The organism is Bradyrhizobium sp. 63_E2_N1_3, assembly GCF_052076005.1.
Taxonomy (GTDB): domain Bacteria; phylum Pseudomonadota; class Alphaproteobacteria; order Rhizobiales; family Xanthobacteraceae; genus Bradyrhizobium; species Bradyrhizobium barranii.
The window spans coordinates 7,440,321-7,457,327 of record NZ_CP197235.1 but is presented as its reverse complement, the minus strand read 5'-3'; the positions used below and the strand labels follow the sequence as shown (position 1 = coordinate 7,457,327).

The 17,007-nt window shown below is 62.6% G+C and carries 19 protein-coding genes; 12 read left to right on the top strand and 7 right to left on the bottom strand.

What is annotated here, in order from left to right; genetic code table 11:
* Window positions 1-96: 96 nt before the first annotated feature.
* From AB7531_RS35400 to AB7531_RS35380, 5 genes are all read left to right on the top strand, one after another.
* Window positions 97-951, top strand: a complete 855-nt coding sequence (locus tag AB7531_RS35400; protein ID WP_063985239.1) for a CheR family methyltransferase — start codon at window positions 97-99, stop codon at window positions 949-951.
* Window positions 952-967: 16 nt separating this feature from the next.
* The gene (locus AB7531_RS35395) at window positions 968-2,059 is read left to right on the top strand and encodes a protein-glutamate methylesterase/protein-glutamine glutaminase (protein ID WP_063985238.1); all 1,092 of its coding nucleotides are present in this window, start codon (window positions 968-970) and stop codon (window positions 2,057-2,059) included.
* 5 nt (window positions 2,060-2,064) lie between these two features.
* Entirely contained in the window at window positions 2,065-3,792 is a 1,728-nt protein-coding gene (locus AB7531_RS35390) for a chemotaxis protein (RefSeq protein ID WP_187387801.1), read from the top strand.
* A 149-nt stretch (window positions 3,793-3,941) separates the two neighbouring features.
* Window positions 3,942-4,388: a hypothetical protein gene (locus AB7531_RS35385; RefSeq protein ID WP_028150364.1), complete on the top strand. Its 447-nt coding sequence runs from the start codon at window positions 3,942-3,944 to the stop codon at window positions 4,386-4,388.
* Between the two features lie 124 nt (window positions 4,389-4,512).
* Entirely contained in the window at window positions 4,513-4,797 is a 285-nt protein-coding gene (locus tag AB7531_RS35380; protein WP_063985237.1) for a hypothetical protein, read from the top strand.
* Window positions 4,798-4,821: 24 nt separating this feature from the next.
* On the opposite strand, the gene AB7531_RS35375 is transcribed toward AB7531_RS35380, so the two are convergent.
* From AB7531_RS35375 to AB7531_RS35365, 3 genes are all read right to left on the bottom strand, one after another.
* Window positions 4,822-5,187 carry a VanZ family protein gene (locus AB7531_RS35375; protein WP_014497531.1) on the bottom strand — a complete coding sequence of 122 codons (366 nt, stop codon included), beginning with the start codon at window positions 5,185-5,187 and terminating at the stop codon, window positions 4,822-4,824.
* A 499-nt stretch (window positions 5,188-5,686) separates the two neighbouring features.
* The gene (locus AB7531_RS35370; protein ID WP_063985235.1) at window positions 5,687-5,938 is read right to left on the bottom strand and encodes a hypothetical protein; all 252 of its coding nucleotides are present in this window, start codon (window positions 5,936-5,938) and stop codon (window positions 5,687-5,689) included.
* A 224-nt stretch (window positions 5,939-6,162) separates the two neighbouring features.
* Complete coding sequence (locus AB7531_RS35365; RefSeq protein WP_187387800.1) at window positions 6,163-6,336, bottom strand: hypothetical protein; 174 nt, start codon at window positions 6,334-6,336, stop codon at window positions 6,163-6,165.
* Window positions 6,337-6,771: 435 nt separating this feature from the next.
* Between AB7531_RS35365 and AB7531_RS35360 the strand changes: the two genes are divergently transcribed.
* The 4 genes from AB7531_RS35360 (at window position 6,772) to AB7531_RS35345 (ending at window position 8,598) form a co-directional block, all read left to right on the top strand.
* The gene (locus tag AB7531_RS35360) at window positions 6,772-7,023 is read left to right on the top strand and encodes a hypothetical protein (protein WP_063985234.1); all 252 of its coding nucleotides are present in this window, start codon (window positions 6,772-6,774) and stop codon (window positions 7,021-7,023) included.
* 254 nt (window positions 7,024-7,277) lie between these two features.
* Complete coding sequence (locus AB7531_RS35355) at window positions 7,278-7,484, top strand: hypothetical protein (RefSeq protein WP_283018484.1); 207 nt, start codon at window positions 7,278-7,280, stop codon at window positions 7,482-7,484.
* 394 nt (window positions 7,485-7,878) lie between these two features.
* Window positions 7,879-8,124 carry a hypothetical protein gene (locus tag AB7531_RS35350; protein WP_063985233.1) on the top strand — a complete coding sequence of 82 codons (246 nt, stop codon included), beginning with the start codon at window positions 7,879-7,881 and terminating at the stop codon, window positions 8,122-8,124.
* 51 nt (window positions 8,125-8,175) lie between these two features.
* Window positions 8,176-8,598: a hypothetical protein gene (locus AB7531_RS35345; protein ID WP_028159056.1), complete on the top strand. Its 423-nt coding sequence runs from the start codon at window positions 8,176-8,178 to the stop codon at window positions 8,596-8,598.
* A 28-nt stretch (window positions 8,599-8,626) separates the two neighbouring features.
* Here the strand turns inward: AB7531_RS35345 and AB7531_RS35340 are convergent, their stop codons facing one another.
* Together AB7531_RS35340 and AB7531_RS35335 are read right to left on the bottom strand one after the other, a co-directional pair.
* The gene (locus AB7531_RS35340) at window positions 8,627-9,361 is read right to left on the bottom strand and encodes a metallophosphoesterase family protein (RefSeq protein ID WP_063985232.1); all 735 of its coding nucleotides are present in this window, start codon (window positions 9,359-9,361) and stop codon (window positions 8,627-8,629) included.
* 132 nt (window positions 9,362-9,493) lie between these two features.
* Window positions 9,494-9,799 (bottom strand): hypothetical protein, encoded by a 306-nt coding sequence (locus AB7531_RS35335; protein ID WP_245328482.1) that lies wholly within the window; start codon window positions 9,797-9,799, stop codon window positions 9,494-9,496.
* A gap of 345 nt (window positions 9,800-10,144) precedes the next feature.
* Here AB7531_RS35335 and AB7531_RS35330 point away from each other — a divergent pair, with 345 nt between their 5' ends.
* From AB7531_RS35330 to AB7531_RS35320, 3 genes are all read left to right on the top strand, one after another.
* Window positions 10,145-11,569 carry an undecaprenyl-phosphate glucose phosphotransferase gene (locus AB7531_RS35330; RefSeq protein ID WP_063985231.1) on the top strand — a complete coding sequence of 475 codons (1,425 nt, stop codon included), beginning with the start codon at window positions 10,145-10,147 and terminating at the stop codon, window positions 11,567-11,569.
* A 141-nt stretch (window positions 11,570-11,710) separates the two neighbouring features.
* On the top strand, window positions 11,711-12,805 hold the full coding sequence (locus AB7531_RS35325; RefSeq protein WP_063985230.1) for a hypothetical protein: 1,095 nt from the start codon (window positions 11,711-11,713) through the stop codon (window positions 12,803-12,805).
* Between the two features lie 34 nt (window positions 12,806-12,839).
* Complete coding sequence (locus AB7531_RS35320) at window positions 12,840-14,000, top strand: acyltransferase family protein (RefSeq protein WP_063985229.1); 1,161 nt, start codon at window positions 12,840-12,842, stop codon at window positions 13,998-14,000.
* A 1-nt stretch (window position 14,001) separates the two neighbouring features.
* Here AB7531_RS35320 and AB7531_RS35315 read toward each other — a convergent pair whose 3' ends face one another.
* Window positions 14,002-14,802, bottom strand: a complete 801-nt coding sequence (locus tag AB7531_RS35315; protein ID WP_441280242.1) for a hypothetical protein — start codon at window positions 14,800-14,802, stop codon at window positions 14,002-14,004.
* Window positions 14,786-16,996, bottom strand: coding sequence for a GNVR domain-containing protein (locus tag AB7531_RS35310; RefSeq protein ID WP_063985227.1), 2,211 nt, complete (start codon window positions 16,994-16,996; stop codon window positions 14,786-14,788). The genes AB7531_RS35315 and AB7531_RS35310 overlap by 17 nt, the downstream gene beginning before the upstream one ends.
* Window positions 16,997-17,007: the final 11 nt, after the last annotated feature.

Genomic DNA, 17,007 nt, shown 5'->3' with positions numbered 1-17,007 from the left:
CCGCCGTCAGTGATCGTGTAAACGCGTGGGATTCAAGATGGCCCGTTCGGCCCGACATTCAGTGCAGGCGGCCATCGCGGACCGGGGCATTCAGCCATGATGCCCGCCGTGCAGGATACGGTCGTCCATCTGTCCGACCGCCACTTCCGGACCATCGCCGAACTGATCGAGGGCCAGGTCGGCATCAAGCTGCCGCAGGGCAAGCGGCTGATGCTGGAGGGGCGGCTGCACAAGCGCGTGCGCGCGCTGAACTTCTCCGACCTCAACGAGTATGTCGACAACCTGTTCGAGGCCGATCATTTCGACACCGAGCTGACCCATCTCATCGATGTGGTGACGACCAACAAGACCGACTTCTTCCGGGAGCCCCAGCACTTCACCTTCATGAGGGACGTCGCGATCCCGGCCCTGCTCAAGTCGCACGGGCGGAAAAACGCGAACCTGAAGATCTGGAGCTCGGCGAGTTCCACCGGCATGGAAGCCTACACCACCGCCATGGTGCTCGACGACATGACGCGGAACGGCTCGCGGTTTCAGTACCGCATCCTCGGGACCGACATTTCGACCGCGGTACTGCGTCTTGCCAAGACCGCGATCTACACCCGCGACGTGCTGGCGCCGGTGCCGGAGCATTTCCTGAAGCGATATTTCCTGTCGTCACGCGACAAGTTGCGCGGCGAAGTGCGGGTGGTGCCGGAATTGCGGCGCATGACGCATTTCATGAGGATGAACCTCATGGATAAGTCCTACCCCGTCGACCGGGACGTCGACATCATCTTCTGCCGCAACGTCCTGATCTATTTCGAGCGCGAGACCCAGCGCAAGGTGATCGAGCAATTGTGCAGCCATTTGCGGCCCGGCGGCTATCTTCTGGTCGGTCATTCGGAATCGATGATTCACAGTGCAGTGCCGGGTCTGAAGCAAGTTCAGCCAACCATTTTCAAGGTCTAGCCGGAGCGCAACCAGAATGCCGAGGGAGAAAGTTCGCGTACTGATCGTGGACGATTCGGCGTCGGTGCGCCAAATCCTGCAAACGATCCTCAACGACGATCCTGACATCGAGGTGATGGGGGCGGCCTCCGATCCGTTCGCGGCGGCGCGCCGCCTCCAGAACGAAATCCCCGATGTCATGATCCTCGACCTGGAAATGCCGCGCATGGACGGCATGACCTTCCTGCGCAAGATCATGGCGCAGCGCCCGATCCCGGTGATCATCTGCTCCTCACTCACCGAGGAAGGCTCCAACGTGATGTTCGAGGCGTTCGAGGCGGGCGCGGTCGACATCGTGCCGAAGCCGAAGATCGACACCCGGCAGGCGCTGCTCGAATGCTCGACGCGGCTGCGCGAGGCCGTGAAATCGGCAGCGCGCGCGCGGGTGCGCCCGCGGGCGGAGCGCCGTATGATCGAGAGGAAGCTGACCGCCGACGCCATCATCCCGCCGCCGGTGCAGGGTAAGGTCCGGCCGACGACTGAACGCATCGTGTGCATCGGTGCATCGACCGGCGGGACCGAAGCGCTCAACGACGTCCTCGAGATGCTGCCGCCGCACTGTCCTCCCATCGTCATCGTCCAGCACATGCCGGCTGGTTTCACCGCCGCCTTCGCCAGGCGCCTCGACAGCGTCTGCCAGGTCCGCGTCAAGGAAGCCGAGGACGGCGAGCCGGTGCTGCCGGGCTGCGCCTATATCGCGCCGGGCGCCCGTCACATGCTGCTCCAGCGCATTGGCCTGCGCTATCAGATCGCGATCAAGGACGGCCCGCCGGTGTCGCGGCATCGCCCCTCGGTCGACGTGCTGTTTCGCTCCGCGGCCCAGCATGCCGGCGCCAACGCGCTCGGCGTGATCATGACGGGCATGGGCGACGACGGCGCGCGCGGCATGCTGGAGATGCGCAAGCTCGGCGCCTCGACGCGCGCGCAGGACGAGGAGAGCTGCGTGGTGTTCGGCATGCCCAAGGAAGCCATCGCGCATGGCGGTGTCGAGAAGGTCGTCTCGCTGCATCATATCCCGCGCGAGATCATGCTCTGGTATCAGGCCGGACACGTTGCGGTGGCAGGTTGATTGCGATGTCCGCCATTCCGGCCAATACGCTCACCGAGGCGATCGTCGCGATCGAGGATGTCTCGTCGCGGATCGAGGACGTCTTCGCGCGCGTCGGTCACGAGCTCGGTCGCGGTCACCTCATCTTCAAGGAGCTGAACCAGGGCCTCGCGACGCTCTCGGAGGAACTCTCCGGCGCCGAGATCGAGGGCGCCGCCACCGCGCTACAGGAGATCGCCGCGCGGCTCAGCGAGCTGGCAGAGGCGCTGCCGGCCGAGAGCGCCCTGCTTGCGACCATCGGCACGAGTACGGCGGAGGCGTCCGCGCTGCTCAAGCCGCTGTTCAAGCACATCCAGATGATCACCATCATCGCGCGCAGCGCGCGGATCGAGGCGGCCTCGCTCGACGGCGACCGCGAGGGCTTTCTCGCCTTCACGCAGGAAGCCTACGATCTCGGCAAGGCGGTACAAGGTTCGATCGAGGGCTGCGCGCGGGACCAGCAGCGCCTGTCCGAGGCGGTTGCTACGGCCTCCGGTCGGCAGAAGGAGTTCGAGAGCCGTTATCGGAATCAATTGGTGTCGGAGAGCGCCGAGCTCGGCGCAGCCTATTCCGGATTGCGCGGCCAGCGCCGGGACAGCAGCCAGCTCGCCGACCTCGCGAGCACCAGCACCAGGAAGATCGCCGAGGCGGTCGGCGGCGCAATCATTTCCTTGCAGGCCGGCGACAGCACGCGCCAGCGCCTCGAACATGTCTGTCATGGCCTCGGCCAGGCGTCGGAAGCTGCGCCGGGCCTTGTTCCCGAACGGGGCGCGAGCGAGGACGGCGCGCGCGCGATCGGCCAGTTGCAGGCGGCCCTGCTCAGGGACGCCCAGCGCGAATTCGGCGGCGACATCGGCCAGATCGTTCGCGCGCTCACCGCCATCCTGCACGATGCGGGCAATGTCGTCGGCCATGGCCGCAATCTGTTCGGCGGCGCGGATGGCGGCTCGTCATCGTTCCTCGCGCGCATCAAGCAGGCACTGGCACATGCCTCGACCCTGATCGCTACCTGCGAGAGCGCCGGCCGCTCGGTCGACGAGGCGCTGGCCATCGTCGAGGGCACGTTGGCAAAGTTTCGCCAGGCCATCGCAGGACTTGCCGAAGCGACCGTCGACATTACCCTGATCGGAATGAATGCCGGCCTCAAGGCAAGCCATCTGGGCAGCCGCGGCAGCGCGTTCGTCGTGATCGCCAACGAGCTCAAGGCGACCGCCGACCAGGTCTCTGTGGGCGCGGGGCGCCTGCGGCCCGTGCTCGACGGCATCGAGCGCTCTGCGAACGAGCTGAAGGAGCTCCGCGTCCGGGGCGATCCCACGCAGCTCGCCAAGTTCGAGCCGCAGATCCTCCAGGCGCTGCGCGAGGTCGAGGTCGGCAACGAACGGCTCGGCAAGCTGATGAGCCGGCTCGTCGATGAAGGCGCGGAATTCGAGGGCCTGATGAATTCGGCGCAAGGTCTGATGAGCTCGCTAGGCGAGAGCTCCGCGGCCTTGCCTGCGGTTGCCGCGCGGCTCGAGACCGCGAGCGCCGGCGCGCAGCGGCCGCAGCCGGAGGCGCAGGATCAGGCGATGCTCGATGATCTCTTCGCGCGCTACACGATGGAGCGCGAGCGGGACGTTCACCGGGAATTCCTGCAAACGCTTGGCCTTGCGTCGATCGCCGCCACGCGCCGCGTCGAAGCGGTCGAGACCGCGGATGACGGCATAGAGTTGTTCTGACGTTCGCCGCCGGCGTCGCGCGTCGGCGGCAATTCGACGGATTGGGTTTTCCGAGCATTAACCTTGCCCGAAGGGCTGGCCGTTAGGTCATTGTCGCGCCCCAGAGTTGGTCGCAAATACAGGGCGATCTTCACCTCGGAAAATTCCCCATGCTGAGAGACGGTAAATACGCTGCCTGGTTCAGGACCCCACGAGGTCAGGGCACCGGCATCGTGGATCTGGCCGAGGGCCGGATCTCGGGCCGCGACAGCTTCTTTACTTATGGTGGTTCCTACCGGGTCGATGAGCAGCACTTCTCGGCCGTCCTGACCGTGAACCGGCATGCTGACGGTCCGTTGAGCGTCTTTGGGCCTGATGAGGTCGAGGTCAAACTTTCGGGTGTGTGCAACGGCCTGGTGGCGAGCTGTTCGGGAACGGCCAAGGAAGCACCCGACGTGAAGTTCGAGGCGACGCTGATCTACAGCCAGGAAGATGCGCCGGCAGCCGACGCCAAATGCGCGGTCGTGAAGCTCAACGCCGACAAGCTGCCCAAGGGCCTCGACAACCGTTCCCGGCCGCGTCACCCGTTCACGCCGCCCAAGGCGCCTGTGTCGTAAGGTGCCGGTTTTTAGCTTTGCATTGACGCTGTTGTCGCGAAATCACGGCGCGACTGGACTGCGGCAACACTAGTTTTAGAGGTGAAATCTAGGTTGGGGCCCATAACAAAAGGCGGACAGGGACATGCCTCAGATCTGGATGACATATGACGAACTCGCGACCCTCAGCGGCTGCAGCGCTGCCGAGGCCAGGATGCAGGCGATGCATCTGTCGCTCGATCGCCGCAAGAGCCGCGACGGGAACACCCGCGTCAAGCTGAACCTCGCCTTGATGGCCCGGTTCTTCGAGACCGTTCGCGAAGCCGAATTCGACCTCGATGACGCGATCACGGCGCTGCGCGATGCTCACCGGCAGATGTCCGGGGTTCTTTCGACGAGTCAGCCGAGCTTGCGGAGCGGAGTGGCGTAAGTTCTCGCGGCGCCGGCGGCCGCCTCAGGACGGCGGCCTCGGCAGGAAAGCCAGGATGGTTTGGGCCAGAAGGACGCCGACGGTGCCGCCGGCGGCCTTTTGCAGCACATCGATGAATCGTGGATCACGATCCGGCGTCACGGCCTGCAAGACCTCTAACCCGACTGCGACGGCGATCACGAACGCGCAAGCCAGCTTGACGCGCCCCGGTAGCAGGAAGGACAGCAGGAAGCCCAACAGGCCGTAGGCGCTGAAGCGCTCGATCACGACGACCCAGTAGGCCTCCGCGTGGCCCATGAGTGCCGGCCGGCCCGCGAGCTTGGCCAGCGTCGCATAGACGATGAGCACGAGACAGATAACCGCGGCTGCGATGAGATGATTGCGGCGCATTGCGCCAACATAGCCGGTCGACCGGCTGGCCGCTTTCGAAAGCCAAGAACATCGTTAAGGTTCACAAACCCTCGATGGCATGAACCGAGGTTCACGGGCGAGCCGCGCAGCCGTGGCTACGGCCCAATCCGCACGCATGCAGTTGACGTCAAACGTGGCGGTGTAGTCGCGATCTCACGCGGACGGCGCTGAGTTGGCGAGGGCAGGCATTCATCTGCCAGTTCTTCGGCCTGGTGATCCAAAGCCGGACTGCCAAGAACAGGATGTTGATGCCGAACCAGATCGACATCACGATAAGGAAAGAGCTTGCCATGACGGCTCCGCCTCCCGCTTTTCTTTCGAAAACAATGCGGAGCGCGGCTGAGAGTTCCACCGTCAGGGGAACGGGCAGGCGATCGTCCCTGCCCAAATTCTCGTCATCGACAAAACCAGGCCACCCCGGTCAAGCACGAAGCAACGCGCCAGACCGCATGACCAAGCTGTTCGCAGGGACCGACGTTCAACGCCGATTGTAGGTCCAGCCCTTGTCGACATTGGTCGGGTAGTGGGCTGCGAAGTACGGATTCTTGAGGCAGTTGCGCGCGGGATCGAAAATCCAGTCGGCGCATTCCCGGTAATTCAGGAATCGGCAATCGAAACCGAAGGCGCACCACGGCGCGCCGTTTGGAAATCCGAACCCCACGGGGACTTGCGCCGACGCTACTGAGGGCAGAGCCAGGAGCAGAGCTACGGCGAGCGCGCGGGACAACATGGTGCATTCCTCCAACAATCTATCAAACTGAGACCGAAGCCGGTCCGGCGATCGTTCTGCGCCGAAAAGGGACGATGTTCAATCTTCATCGTTGGATAGTCTAACATCCGGGCACGGAGAGATCGAGAGCGCCGAAAGCGATCGGCCCATGTCGATTGGCGGCTGCCATTCATCGATTGATGAGGCGGACGCGCCCGTCCATGACGTGTCGCGCGCGGCCGACGCTAGCCCTTCTTGGGGCCCTTGGATTTCAGCGACAGGCCGAGGCGCAAGGCCATACGCTTGATCGCATCGGGCGAGCGCCCGAGAAGTTTTGCTGCCTCTTCCAGCGAAGTCGAAGACTTGGCCAATTCCATCAGCCGGCGGTCTTCCTTGAACGACCAGGGCCTGCGCGCCATAACCGAAATCATCCTCTCGTCGACACAAAGACAAAGCCGCCAAGCGGACCCACGTTCGCTCGACGGCTTTGCTTGGGTGGGGCCGGGCCTGGGGGAGCCCGGTGAGAAGATGGATATGCGATCCACTAAGGTTCGCAACAAACAACGCGGATTAAGCTAACTGCTCAACCTTACCGCGATGAAATCGGCGCGTTGCGCTCCGTATAACCACGGAGTTTCGCTAACCAAGATCGGTCTGCACGCTTTGATGGTGGGGATCGAGGATGCTCTGCCACGACGTCCGGTTGTCGCAGAACCGGCGCACGGTCTTCGCAAGTCCGCGCTCGAAATCCTTGCAGGGGGCGCCTGCCGATATCGGAAGATCACGACCCCGCGTCTCGGCGCTGCGGCGAGACGCGGCAGCTCCACCAATCCGCGCGGACTGTTCTGACGAGCATGGAAGAAGTGTCGGCCGATCGTCGAGCCGTCGCCGACAGCCGTCGAAACAGTGACCGGTCCTTCGACGTGGTGGCGATGAAGATGTTCCTGATGCCTGCGAGCGTCAGGATGAATCGCAGACACTGGATCATCGGCTTACCGAAGACAGGCAGGAGCTGCTCGGACGCCATGCTGACGATGGAGGCGAGCAGGGAACTTGTTCCCTGCGCCCTCAATGTCCTCCAAGCTCAGGCGGCAATCTCCCCTTGATAATGGATGGCACGGCGTTTCGGCGTCAGCACTTGTGCGCGATTAGGAATTAAGTGCTTCGAGATCACGACATTGTTTGCTTCGAAATCACGACGTCGATTCGAGCGATCAACTTGAATTGAATCGGCGCCGGTTGGTCGCAACGGCTTCGAACGAGAAAAAAATTCAATCGCGATGCATGCGGCAGCGGTTTGACGAGCAGTATTGTGCTTCTCTCGGTTGAGTCGTCACGAGATCGTCGAATTCGTTCGGCTATGGTGCGCGCGCACGAACAAATCAAAATCAACAAAATCAAGAAGACCGAGATGCTTCAAAAGGCGCGAGCGGCACTTCCTCTCACCAAGCTCAGAGAGCGGGCGTTTGAAGGCGCGTTTTTCAGCGTTGCGCTGATCGCGATGGCGGGCTGGGTGTATTTCATCACGCTGATGCTGGTGCGATTGTTCCTCTGGTTTTTCGGTTGACGCACGAGCCCGATCAGTTCGCATGCAGGGTGCTGCCCAAAAAATCCCTGGCATGACGAGAAAATCAGCGGCGGTGATCATGATCTCGACACAACTCGAGGATGAGACTGCCAGTGTCACTGGAACGAATTGCGAATGATGCTGCTCGCGATCCTTGTCTCGCTCCTCGCTGGCTTTGGCGCAGGCTATGCGACACGCGCGCTGCGGCCTCGCGAGCGCACGGAGCGCCATCCGTTCCACCGTCCCTACAGTCCCACCGCGTTCCGGCAGAACAGTTCATTGGCGAGGGCGCGGCGTGCATTCTAAGGATTTACAACCGGCGTGCGGTTCTCGCCGTTGCGACTCGCATGGCGGCGGAGGGGAGTGAAGCATGACGGGATTTCGGGGAGACGCCATGACGAGCCCGACGTACAACGCGCCACGGCGGTATTTCGTCGACGGGGGAGGTCGCCGCGTCCTGATCGGCCTGACGCCCGAGGAGACGTTCGAGTTCGAGCGGCTCGACAGCGAGCAGGCGCAGGTCGCGCCCGATGCCGGCGAGCAGCGCAGGCTCGAGCTCTATGAGAAGCACGAGGGTGCCTGGAGGGCCTGGATGGCGCAAAGCCGCACCGAGCGACGCGAAGGATTCAGCCTTTATTAACCATCGCGGGCCCATTTTCTGGTCTGGCGCCTCGAACCGGAAAATGCACGCATGTTTCAGCTCTTCCTGCGGGCCCGCACCCATAACTTCCTGAAAGACCGCTTCGGCGGCGAGCAGGTGTTCCGCGCGCGCTCGCCCGAGCGCGACGCAGAAACAGATCGCACCCGCATCGAAGCCATCATGATTGCGATCGATGACGCCCTGCATGCGGCGGAGCGCGAGCAGTCAGGTCTCAACCGCCGGGTCGAGGACGTGCTGGCGCGCGCCGCCGTGACGATCGGGAACGGCGACGACGAATATCTCGAGCGCGAGGCGCTCGACAATCACCACCAGGACCTGTTCGACAAGGAAATCCTGAACGGCCAGCGCCGGCTCAAGGAGCTCGGCGCCTCGATCGCCCATTTCAAGTTCCTGAAGGCGGCGATGCTGAGCCGTTTCCCGGACTACCGGCCTCCGGCGAGCCCCACCAACTGACGCCTGATACGGCGCGCGAGCGAGACCGCTAGATCGCGAGCATGCTGTTGCCCTGAATGGACAGCAGCGTCAGGTTTCCGGTGGCATAGGCCCCGGTATCGATGTTGGCCCGGTTCTCGAGCAGCTCGGCCTGCTTCACCGGCGTATGGCCGTGCACGACGTATTTGCCGAAGCGTCTATTGCTTTGCAGGAACTCGTCCCTGATCCACAACAGGTCCTGCTCGCGCTGCTCGGAGAGCGGAATTCCCGGACGCACCCCTGCATGGACGAAGAAGAAGTCGCCGCATGTGAAGGTCGGCCGCAACTGGCGCAGGAACGCGATGTGCTCCGGCGGCATCACGGATGTGAGCTCGCGAACCAGATCGGGCAACTCGTCCTTGCCAAGGCCGGGCGCGGCCGACACGCCGTACGACATCAGGGTCTGGAGCCCGCCGAACTGAAACCATTCGGCGGCGCGGGCGGGATCTTCCAGCACCGAGGTGAAATAGGCCTCGTGATTGCCCTTGAGAAAGACGGTGTTGCGGCGGCGGCTGCGGTTGATCAGGAGATCGAGGGTATGACGCGAGTCCGGTCCGCGATCGATGTAGTCGCCGAGGAAGACCTCGATCGCGCGAAACGGCCGGCTGTTCGCCATGTCCGCATCGATCACGGCGAACATCTGCTCGAGCAGATGCGCGCAGCCGTGGATATCGCTGATCGCATAGATGCGCACGCCGTTCGGTAGCTTCGGCCGGGGCGAACTTCGGGGCGCAATCATGGACATGGGGTGCAACTCTTTCAAAGAGCTTCGCCCGGGATGTCAATATGCTATCGGAGAATTTGGGTGTCCGAGCAGGTTTTTTTCTACCCCTGCCGGCAAGCCTGCGCCTGCCCGATCATTCACCCGCGCTGCGAATCACCTGTCCACAAGCTTGCGCGAGGCTAGCCGAAGCTGCGGCTGTCGAACGAGGGTGCGGCCTTGCCGCGATAGGCCCGCCGCTCGCGCGCGCACCAGAACCGCGCCGCAGAAATAGCCAAGCTGGAGCACCGACGCGAAGACGAGAATCGTCACAACGATGTGAGCTGAATCATGTCCCTGCCACGCGGAGCCCACACCGAGGATCGTCGCACCGAGAACGATGGCGGGCGGCAGGATGAAGATCCGGAATCGGCCTCCCAGCAACGATCCGATCAGCAGACTGAAAATGGCAACCGTACTCACGACGCAACTCCTCGAATTGGTCACGAGTGTTAATGGCCGCGGCCTAATAACGGCTTAAGCGGCATGGTTGAACAGCCGTTCAAATGCGCGCGACAATGCTGTGCGAAAATGACGCGATTTGGTGTGAAACGCGGCGTGATGCCTGCTTAATTGTCACGCGTGTGACAGTAGTTTGAGCATTGTTTTGCTGCGACGCTGCATTGCATGAAAATCGATTTGATTTTTTCGGTGCACTGCCGCAATGTCGCTTTGTTTAGTTAAGATATACTTCGGCGCACATCGAAAAAATTAGATCGATTTGCTCGCAATTCTGATTGCGAGTGGTGACGAGGCAGCGAGGTTCGGATGGCTGTAGCAACTTACGGTTCGGAAAACTATTATTCGGTTATCTCGAACCGACGCGGTGCCCTCCAAAGACCCCTGCAAGTGGCTTTGATCGCCGGAGACTTCGTCGCCGTACTGCTCAGCTATTTCGTGGCGAGCGGCCTGTATCGCGTGCTCGTGATCGAGCAGGACTCATCCGTCGGAGCAGGCTTGGTCGTCGGCGCGGTGTTCGTGACCATCGCTTACTTCCAGGGCGTCTACGATCACCATCGTCTGCTGAGCACGGTCTGGCAGCTGCGCAAGGCCCTGGCGGTCTGGCTGATCTCGCTGACCATTCTCGCCGTCGAGGCGTTCCTGCTCAAATCGTCCGCGGACCTGTCGCGCGGAACCACGCTGCTGTTCGCCGCGACCGGCGGCGTCGCCTTGGGCGGTCTGCGCGTGCTGTGGCGCCTGGCGCTGACCTCGAGCTACGCCAAGGGCCGTCTGGTGGACCGCAAGGTCGTGCTGCTCAGCCTCAAGCCTCTCGATTTCACCTCGACCCGGTTCAAGGATCTGCGCAAGCACGGCTTCAACGTCGTGCGACATTTCGTGCTCGATCCGTCTGAAGAGGGCGCGGGCTGGGATCACGAGATTCGCGACATCACCCGTCAGGCGCGCACGGCGGATGTGGAAGAATATCTCCTGGTCATCGACTGGGACGAGATGCCGCTTCTCCAGAAGCTGAGCCAGCATCTGCGCGTTGTCCCCCAGCCGATCCGCCTTCTGCCAGATTTCCCGATCGCCGATCTGGTCTCGCGTCCGTTCCAGCCCGTCAGCGGCACGGTCGCGATCGAGATCCAGCGCGCGCCGCTCAGCGTGTTCGAGCAGGCGCAGAAGCGCTGCCTCGACATCGGCCTTGCCTCGTTCGCGCTTCTGCTGCTGGCGCCGCTGCTGATCACGGCTGCGATCATGATCAAGCTCGATTCCAAGGGCAAAGTGATCTTCAAGCAGGCCCGGCGCGGCTTCAACGGCAAGCAATTCGATATCTGGAAGTTCCGCTCGATGACGGTGGCGGAGAACGGTCATGTGGTCACGCAGGCGACGAAGAGCGACGCGCGGGTGACCCGTGTTGGCCGTGCGCTGCGGCGGACCAGCATCGACGAACTGCCGCAGCTCTGGAACGTTCTGCGCGGCGAGATGTCGCTGGTCGGGCCGCGCCCGCATGCGCTCGCGCACGACAATTACTACGATCCGATCATCAGCAACTACGTGTACCGGCATCACATGAAGCCGGGCCTGACCGGTTGGGCCCAGGTCAACGGCTTCCGCGGCGAGACGCCGACCATCGATCTGATGGAAAAGCGGGTCGAGTACGACATCTGGTACGTCAGCAATTGGAGCATCTGGCTCGACATCAGGATCATCCTGAAGACCGCGCTGGCGCTGATCCATCAGGAAGCCTACTGAGCCAGGCCGACGTCGGGCGCGCGTTGCCGCGCCCGACCCGCACGCCGCCCGTGCAGAGGGGAAACGGCCTGCATTTTGCAGCATGTGATTCGTTGCTGCCCCTTTGACGATTTGCACCCCCGAAACGCCGAGCCTTGCAGATTGAGCCATCGCCTCGCCAAGTTCGTCGCCGTGCCGTTGCTCGTCACCTGGGCGATCGCTGCCGCCTGTTCTCATGCGAACGCGTTGGAGTGGGGGGTCGGCGGACCGCCGCAAAAACGCAGGGATCTCGCGCCGATCTTTCAGCTCATGAGGGAGCGGGGGCTCACGCAATACAGGACCGGTCTCAACCTGACGCAAGATGCCGAGCCGGGCGAAGCCACGATGTTCCGGCAGACCATTGCGCTCGCCAGAAAATATTCGATCACGCTTCACCCTTTGATCAACTTCCCCTTCCGCTACGGTGACCGCACCGACAAGGGGCGGTACCCCAAGGGAGACCGGGACGCGCTCTACAGGCAGGGCTACGACCGCACCTACGCGTTCGTCCGGCAATTCAAGGACGATGTGTCCGACTGGGAGCTTGAGAACGAGATCAACCTGCTCGCGGTCGATTCCGACGGGAAGAAGCTGTTCGGGCGCGGCATGACCGCGGCGGACTTCGAAATGCCGGTGATGGAAGACTGGGCCCAGGTGTTGCACGGCGCGTCCGATGCCATCGACCAGATCAACCGCGAGACCGGAAGTCGTCTGCGCAAGGTGCTGAACACGACGTCGACGATGCTGGGCTTCCTCGACTTCATGGAGTCCCGGGGCGTGAAATACGACGTGATCTCCTACCACTATTACGAGGTGGCGGGGCAGAACCCGCATCGGCACTGGAATGGACGCAATCCGCCCTTCGACCTCTTCAAGAAGCTGGCGTCCTATCACCGCCCGGTGACGTTCAACGAGGTCAATTGCGCCGAGATCTACAAGCCGGCCTATGGAAATCGGCCCGGCGATCCCCTGACGGAGCAATGCCTCCGCTCACTGCGGGACACCTTCCAATATCTGAAGAACCAGAAAGACGTCGAGATCGAGAGTGTGATGGTCTACGAGCTGTTCGACGAGCCGCAGAAGAAGCCGCCGGAGAACAGGTTTGGGCTGATGTACGAGATCGACAGGCCCAAGGTTGCGCTCTTCCTTCTTTCGGAATTTGCCGGCGGCCGCCTGTCGGCTGAAGAATCGACTGAGTTGAGAACCAGGGGACTGTAGCTTTTCGGTCTCCGTGCGAAGAAAAGAACCTGCAATGCCTTTACCTGGATCTGAGCGCGTCAACACCGAGAAGTCGGGCAGCATCTTGGGCTTCAACGGGCTGCGCGGTCTCTCGGTCGTCCTGGTCTATCTCAATCACAAGTGCGGACTGCAGTTCTACTCGGGCAGCGTCGGCGTCTGGATATTCTTCATCCTGAGCGGCTTCCTGATCATCGGCGAGCTCAACAGGCAGCGAGGCAAGGTCGGGACGGCCGCGTCCCGGCCCGCGGCGGAAATCGTCACCTTCTGGGTCAAGCGGGCGACGCGCATCTTTCCCGCATATTATGCGCTTCTCGCCATCCTCTTCCTGGCCCGGTCCTATTTTCAGCACGCGGGGCCCGATCTCGGCTTCCGCTATCACGTCGTGTACCTGTCGAACTACTGGATCGGCAGCGTCATCGGCGGGACTGCCGGTCCCTTCGGCGTGCTCTGGACGCTCTCGGTCGAGCAGCAGTTCTACGTGATTGCGCCCTTCCTGTTCATCCTGCTTCCGCTGGAGCGCCATTTCGTCACCTGCATGAGCGTCGTCGCCCTCGGGTTGATCGGCCATTTCCTGATGTATTCATCGGGCTTCAATCACACCGCCATCCACACCTTGTCGCCCTGGAATTTCAGCCTGATCGCGTTCGGTGGCGCGATCACGATCCTGCATCTTCGCAGGCAGGGATGGGCCCCGAACGGCAACGGCATATTTGCCTGTCTCCTCATCGTCGCGTTCGCGCTGTGCTCGAACGGCGTGATTTACGAGGCCCCTTCGTATCTTTCTCCCGCGATCGACATTGCGATCGGGCTGTGCCTGGTCGCGCTGATCTGGTGGGTGCGCGCCAACCAGGACAGTGCCTTTGTTCAGGCGCTGGAGTGGAAGCCGCTCGAGCATCTCGGGAAGATCAGCTACGGCTTCTATCTCGTTCACAACTTCATCCCGAACCCGCTGGGCAAGGCGCTGACGCTCTATGGCGGGATGTCGGTGCCCGAGAGCGTGAAGATCACCGCGGGCGCAGCCATCGGTTTCGTGATCTCCTACGCTGTCGCGCATGTGTCCTGGAAGTACTTCGAATCGCCGATCCTGCGCAGCCGTCGCGGCCTGACCAAATTCTTCCTGCAATACCTGCCCGAAAATCCCTCGCAGGGCGTGCCGCGAACCGAGCTGAAATAGCCTAGCGGCTCATCCGAAAGCCATCGCCATCGACTGGATAACAGCGATGGCGAATTCGCAGGCCCTTCTCCGCGACGAAATGCGAGAACAATTCCCGATCGGCTTCGGGCGCGGCGCAGGTGTGTTCGAGCAGCGCGATGCGCGCCTCGGCGCCTGCCGCCTGATAGAACGTAGCTGCGCTTGGGAACAGGCGGGCCTGGAAGATATCGGCGAAGTCCTGGGTGGCGTAATCCCTGAGCTCGGGCGAGGCCGCATTGAAGGCGCGAAGCGCCAGTGGCGCGCGGATGAGCTGGAGCCAGGCCTCGTGTGGTGCGAAGCGATAGGAAAGACCCAGCAGTTCCGCCGTTCGCGGCCCAAAGCCGGCCTGGCGAATTTCGGCCCAGTAGCTGCCGAACCAGCCCAGTGCTTCAGTCGGCGCGCATGCCAGCAAGGCACGGCTCGTCGACGCGACGGCGTCTGCATCGAGGTCGATCTGCTTCAGGTCGCCTGTGCGTGTCGATTCGTCGGCGATTGCGAGCTGGAGCAGCAGGAGCTCGCGCAGCGTCTTGGCGCTGCATAGGCGACGGGCGGATGGCAAATTGTCCGATACGATCCGTCTCAGGCGATCGACTTCATATCGCTCGCCGCGCGCGACGCGTCCTGCAATCTGCGGAACCGCGGGATTGGTCACATCCGGGGCGATAGCCGCGATCCACGCCAGCGCGGCTGCGGCCAGCGCGATGGTCGAGCCGCGCAGAAGCCAGCGATACGCGGTCCCCGCTGCCTGTGCCGCCGGCTCGGTGGCGCTAGGCTCCCTCGACATAGTAGCTGTTGTAGTGCGAGCCCTTATACGCCTCGATCCTCTTGAGCATCTTCGGATTGGCGCGATTGAGCACGGCGCCCAGAAGCTTCTTCTGAATGCCTTCGGAACTCGCCATCGACTCCTGGAGCGCGTTGCGGGTCGTACGGCCCCACTCGATGACGTAAACCATCGCATCGACGAGATGGCTGACAGCCTTGGCGTCGGTGACCGGCATCACCGGCGCCAGATCGATGACGATGTATTCGTATTCCTCGCGCACCACTGCAAGCAGGTCAGCCATCGACTTGGAGGCGATGACGTCCGCCGAGTTCACCATGCGCGATGCGACGACGGAGGGCAGGAAGTCGAGCCCGCTCTCCTTGCTGCGCTGGATATGATAGCCGAACGAGCGCGGATCCTTGAGGGCTTCGACCAGGCCGGTCTTGGAATGGGGGGCCAGCGCCCTCGTCAGCGAGCGGGTATGGAGGTCGCCGTCGATCAGTAGCGTGCGATGTCCGGTCAACGCGGTCAAATGACCGAAATTGGCGGCAACCGTCGTTTTTCCCTCTTTCGGCAAGGACGACAGGATTCCAATGATCTTGACCTCGCGCGACAGGCGCGCGACGTCGATCGACACCTTGATGTTCCGCAGCGTCTCCGCGAACCGCGAGAACGGGTGCTCGACGACGTAGCTGGATATGTTTCCTTCCGGATGATCTGCCGAAGCCCTCGCCGCGCGGATGTCGGGAAGAACGCCGAGGCATTTCACCCCGAGCTGATCCTCGACGTCGCTCGGAGATCGCAGCACGTCGCTCATCAGTTCCTTCGTGAAGGCCGCCCCGAAGCCGAAACAGAGACCGCCGAGCAGGCCGCCGACCAGCGCCAGCAGCGTCTTGGGTGAGCTCTTCTTGTCGGGTTTGACCGCCGTGCCGATGATGCGCGCTTCGCTGATCGGGAAGCTCTGGTTCTGCGTCGCGTTCTGCAGCTTCTCGAGGAAGTTGTTGTAGAGGTTACGATAAGTATCCGCCGCGCTTTCGAGGTCGCGCAGCTTGACCTGCGCCTGACTCGTGCTGCCGGCCTGGGATACGAGATTCTTGAGATTCTCCTCAAGCGCCGTCTCGCGGCTCTTGGCGATCTCGTACTCGCTGCGATATGCGTCCGCGATACGACGGACCTCGTCCGCGATCGCCTTGCGCAGCTCTTCCATTCGGTTGGCGAGGTTGACGGCCGCCTGGTGGGTCTTGCCGTAACGGCTCGACCAGTCGGCATATTGCGCCGCCAGGTCGAGATATTGGGCGCGCAGGCGCGTGATCACCGTGTTGTTGAGTGCGTCCGTCACGGTCGGCTGCACGAGATCCTTGTCAAGCAGCGCCTCGATCCGGTCGAGGCGGGCCTTGGCCTCGGCGGTCGCGGCATGAGCGGCAATAAGCTGAGAGTTGACGTCCGCAAGCTGTTGCTCGCTCATCAGACCCCGGCTGGTGCCCACGATGTTGTTTTGCGCCTTGAACGTCTGCACGGCGCGGTCGCTCGCCGTCGCCTGTTCACGCAGCTCGGCGCTGCGTTGCTGGAGCCACTCGCCGGCGCGCTTGGTCGACTGATATTTCGCCTCCAGCGCGCCGACGATGTAGGCGTCTGCAATCGCGTTGGCGATCTGCGCAGCCTTGTTCGGATCGATCGAACGGTAGTTCATCGAGAGGACATAGGTCGTCAGCACGCGCTCGACCTTAAGGTTCTTCTGGAGAAGCTCGACCGCGCCGCGCTCGACCCGCTCCTTGCTCGGAGGACCGTCCGACCCGAACATCGAGATGACCTTGCCGATGACCAGCGGAATCAACCCGGGATCCGAGCCGTTGAACTCCGGATCCTCGGTGAGCTTCAGGCGACGGACGATCGACAGGAGGAGGTCGTCAGACTGGAGAATCTCGACCTGGCTGTCGACGAAGCCCGGGTCGATCAGCGCGTTGGCGGTTCCGCTGTCCTTGTCCAGTACCTGGGTTTGGCGTGTGTCCATCAGGATGCGCGCATTTGCCGTGTACATCGGCGTTGCCACGATCAGGTAGACGAGAACGATCGCGAGCGTACCGGCCACGATGGCGACGATCAGCGGCCATTGGCGGCGTACGATGTCCAGAGCGCGCTCGGCGCTGAGCGTCGTGCCACCGACCTCGATGGCATATCTCGGGCGTTGCGGAAACTGATCTCGTGGCTGAAACATCTCTGGGAATC

Bases quoted from the DNA above. Each gene is read 5' to 3' on its own strand.
- AB7531_RS35400 (WP_063985239.1), top strand. From the start codon at position 97: ATGATGCCCGCCGTGCAGGATACGGTCGTCCATCTGTCCGACCGCCAC.
- AB7531_RS35395 (WP_063985238.1), top strand. From the start codon at position 968: ATGCCGAGGGAGAAAGTTCGCGTACTGATCGTGGACGATTCGGCGTCG.
- AB7531_RS35390 (WP_187387801.1), top strand. From the start codon at position 2,065: ATGTCCGCCATTCCGGCCAATACGCTCACCGAGGCGATCGTCGCGATC.
- AB7531_RS35385 (WP_028150364.1), top strand. From the start codon at position 3,942: ATGCTGAGAGACGGTAAATACGCTGCCTGGTTCAGGACCCCACGAGGT.
- AB7531_RS35380 (WP_063985237.1), top strand. From the start codon at position 4,513: ATGCCTCAGATCTGGATGACATATGACGAACTCGCGACCCTCAGCGGC.
- AB7531_RS35375 (WP_014497531.1), bottom strand. From the start codon at position 5,187: ATGCGCCGCAATCATCTCATCGCAGCCGCGGTTATCTGTCTCGTGCTC.
- AB7531_RS35370 (WP_063985235.1), bottom strand. From the start codon at position 5,938: ATGTTGTCCCGCGCGCTCGCCGTAGCTCTGCTCCTGGCTCTGCCCTCA.
- AB7531_RS35365 (WP_187387800.1), bottom strand. From the start codon at position 6,336: ATGGCGCGCAGGCCCTGGTCGTTCAAGGAAGACCGCCGGCTGATGGAA.
- AB7531_RS35360 (WP_063985234.1), top strand. From the start codon at position 6,772: ATGGAAGAAGTGTCGGCCGATCGTCGAGCCGTCGCCGACAGCCGTCGA.
- AB7531_RS35355 (WP_283018484.1), top strand. From the start codon at position 7,278: ATGGTGCGCGCGCACGAACAAATCAAAATCAACAAAATCAAGAAGACC.
- AB7531_RS35350 (WP_063985233.1), top strand. From the start codon at position 7,879: ATGACGAGCCCGACGTACAACGCGCCACGGCGGTATTTCGTCGACGGG.
- AB7531_RS35345 (WP_028159056.1), top strand. From the start codon at position 8,176: ATGTTTCAGCTCTTCCTGCGGGCCCGCACCCATAACTTCCTGAAAGAC.
- AB7531_RS35340 (WP_063985232.1), bottom strand. From the start codon at position 9,361: ATGTCCATGATTGCGCCCCGAAGTTCGCCCCGGCCGAAGCTACCGAAC.
- AB7531_RS35330 (WP_063985231.1), top strand. From the start codon at position 10,145: ATGGCTGTAGCAACTTACGGTTCGGAAAACTATTATTCGGTTATCTCG.
- AB7531_RS35320 (WP_063985229.1), top strand. From the start codon at position 12,840: ATGCCTTTACCTGGATCTGAGCGCGTCAACACCGAGAAGTCGGGCAGC.
- AB7531_RS35315 (WP_441280242.1), bottom strand. From the start codon at position 14,802: ATGTCGAGGGAGCCTAGCGCCACCGAGCCGGCGGCACAGGCAGCGGGG.
- AB7531_RS35310 (WP_063985227.1), bottom strand. From the start codon at position 16,996: ATGTTTCAGCCACGAGATCAGTTTCCGCAACGCCCGAGATATGCCATC.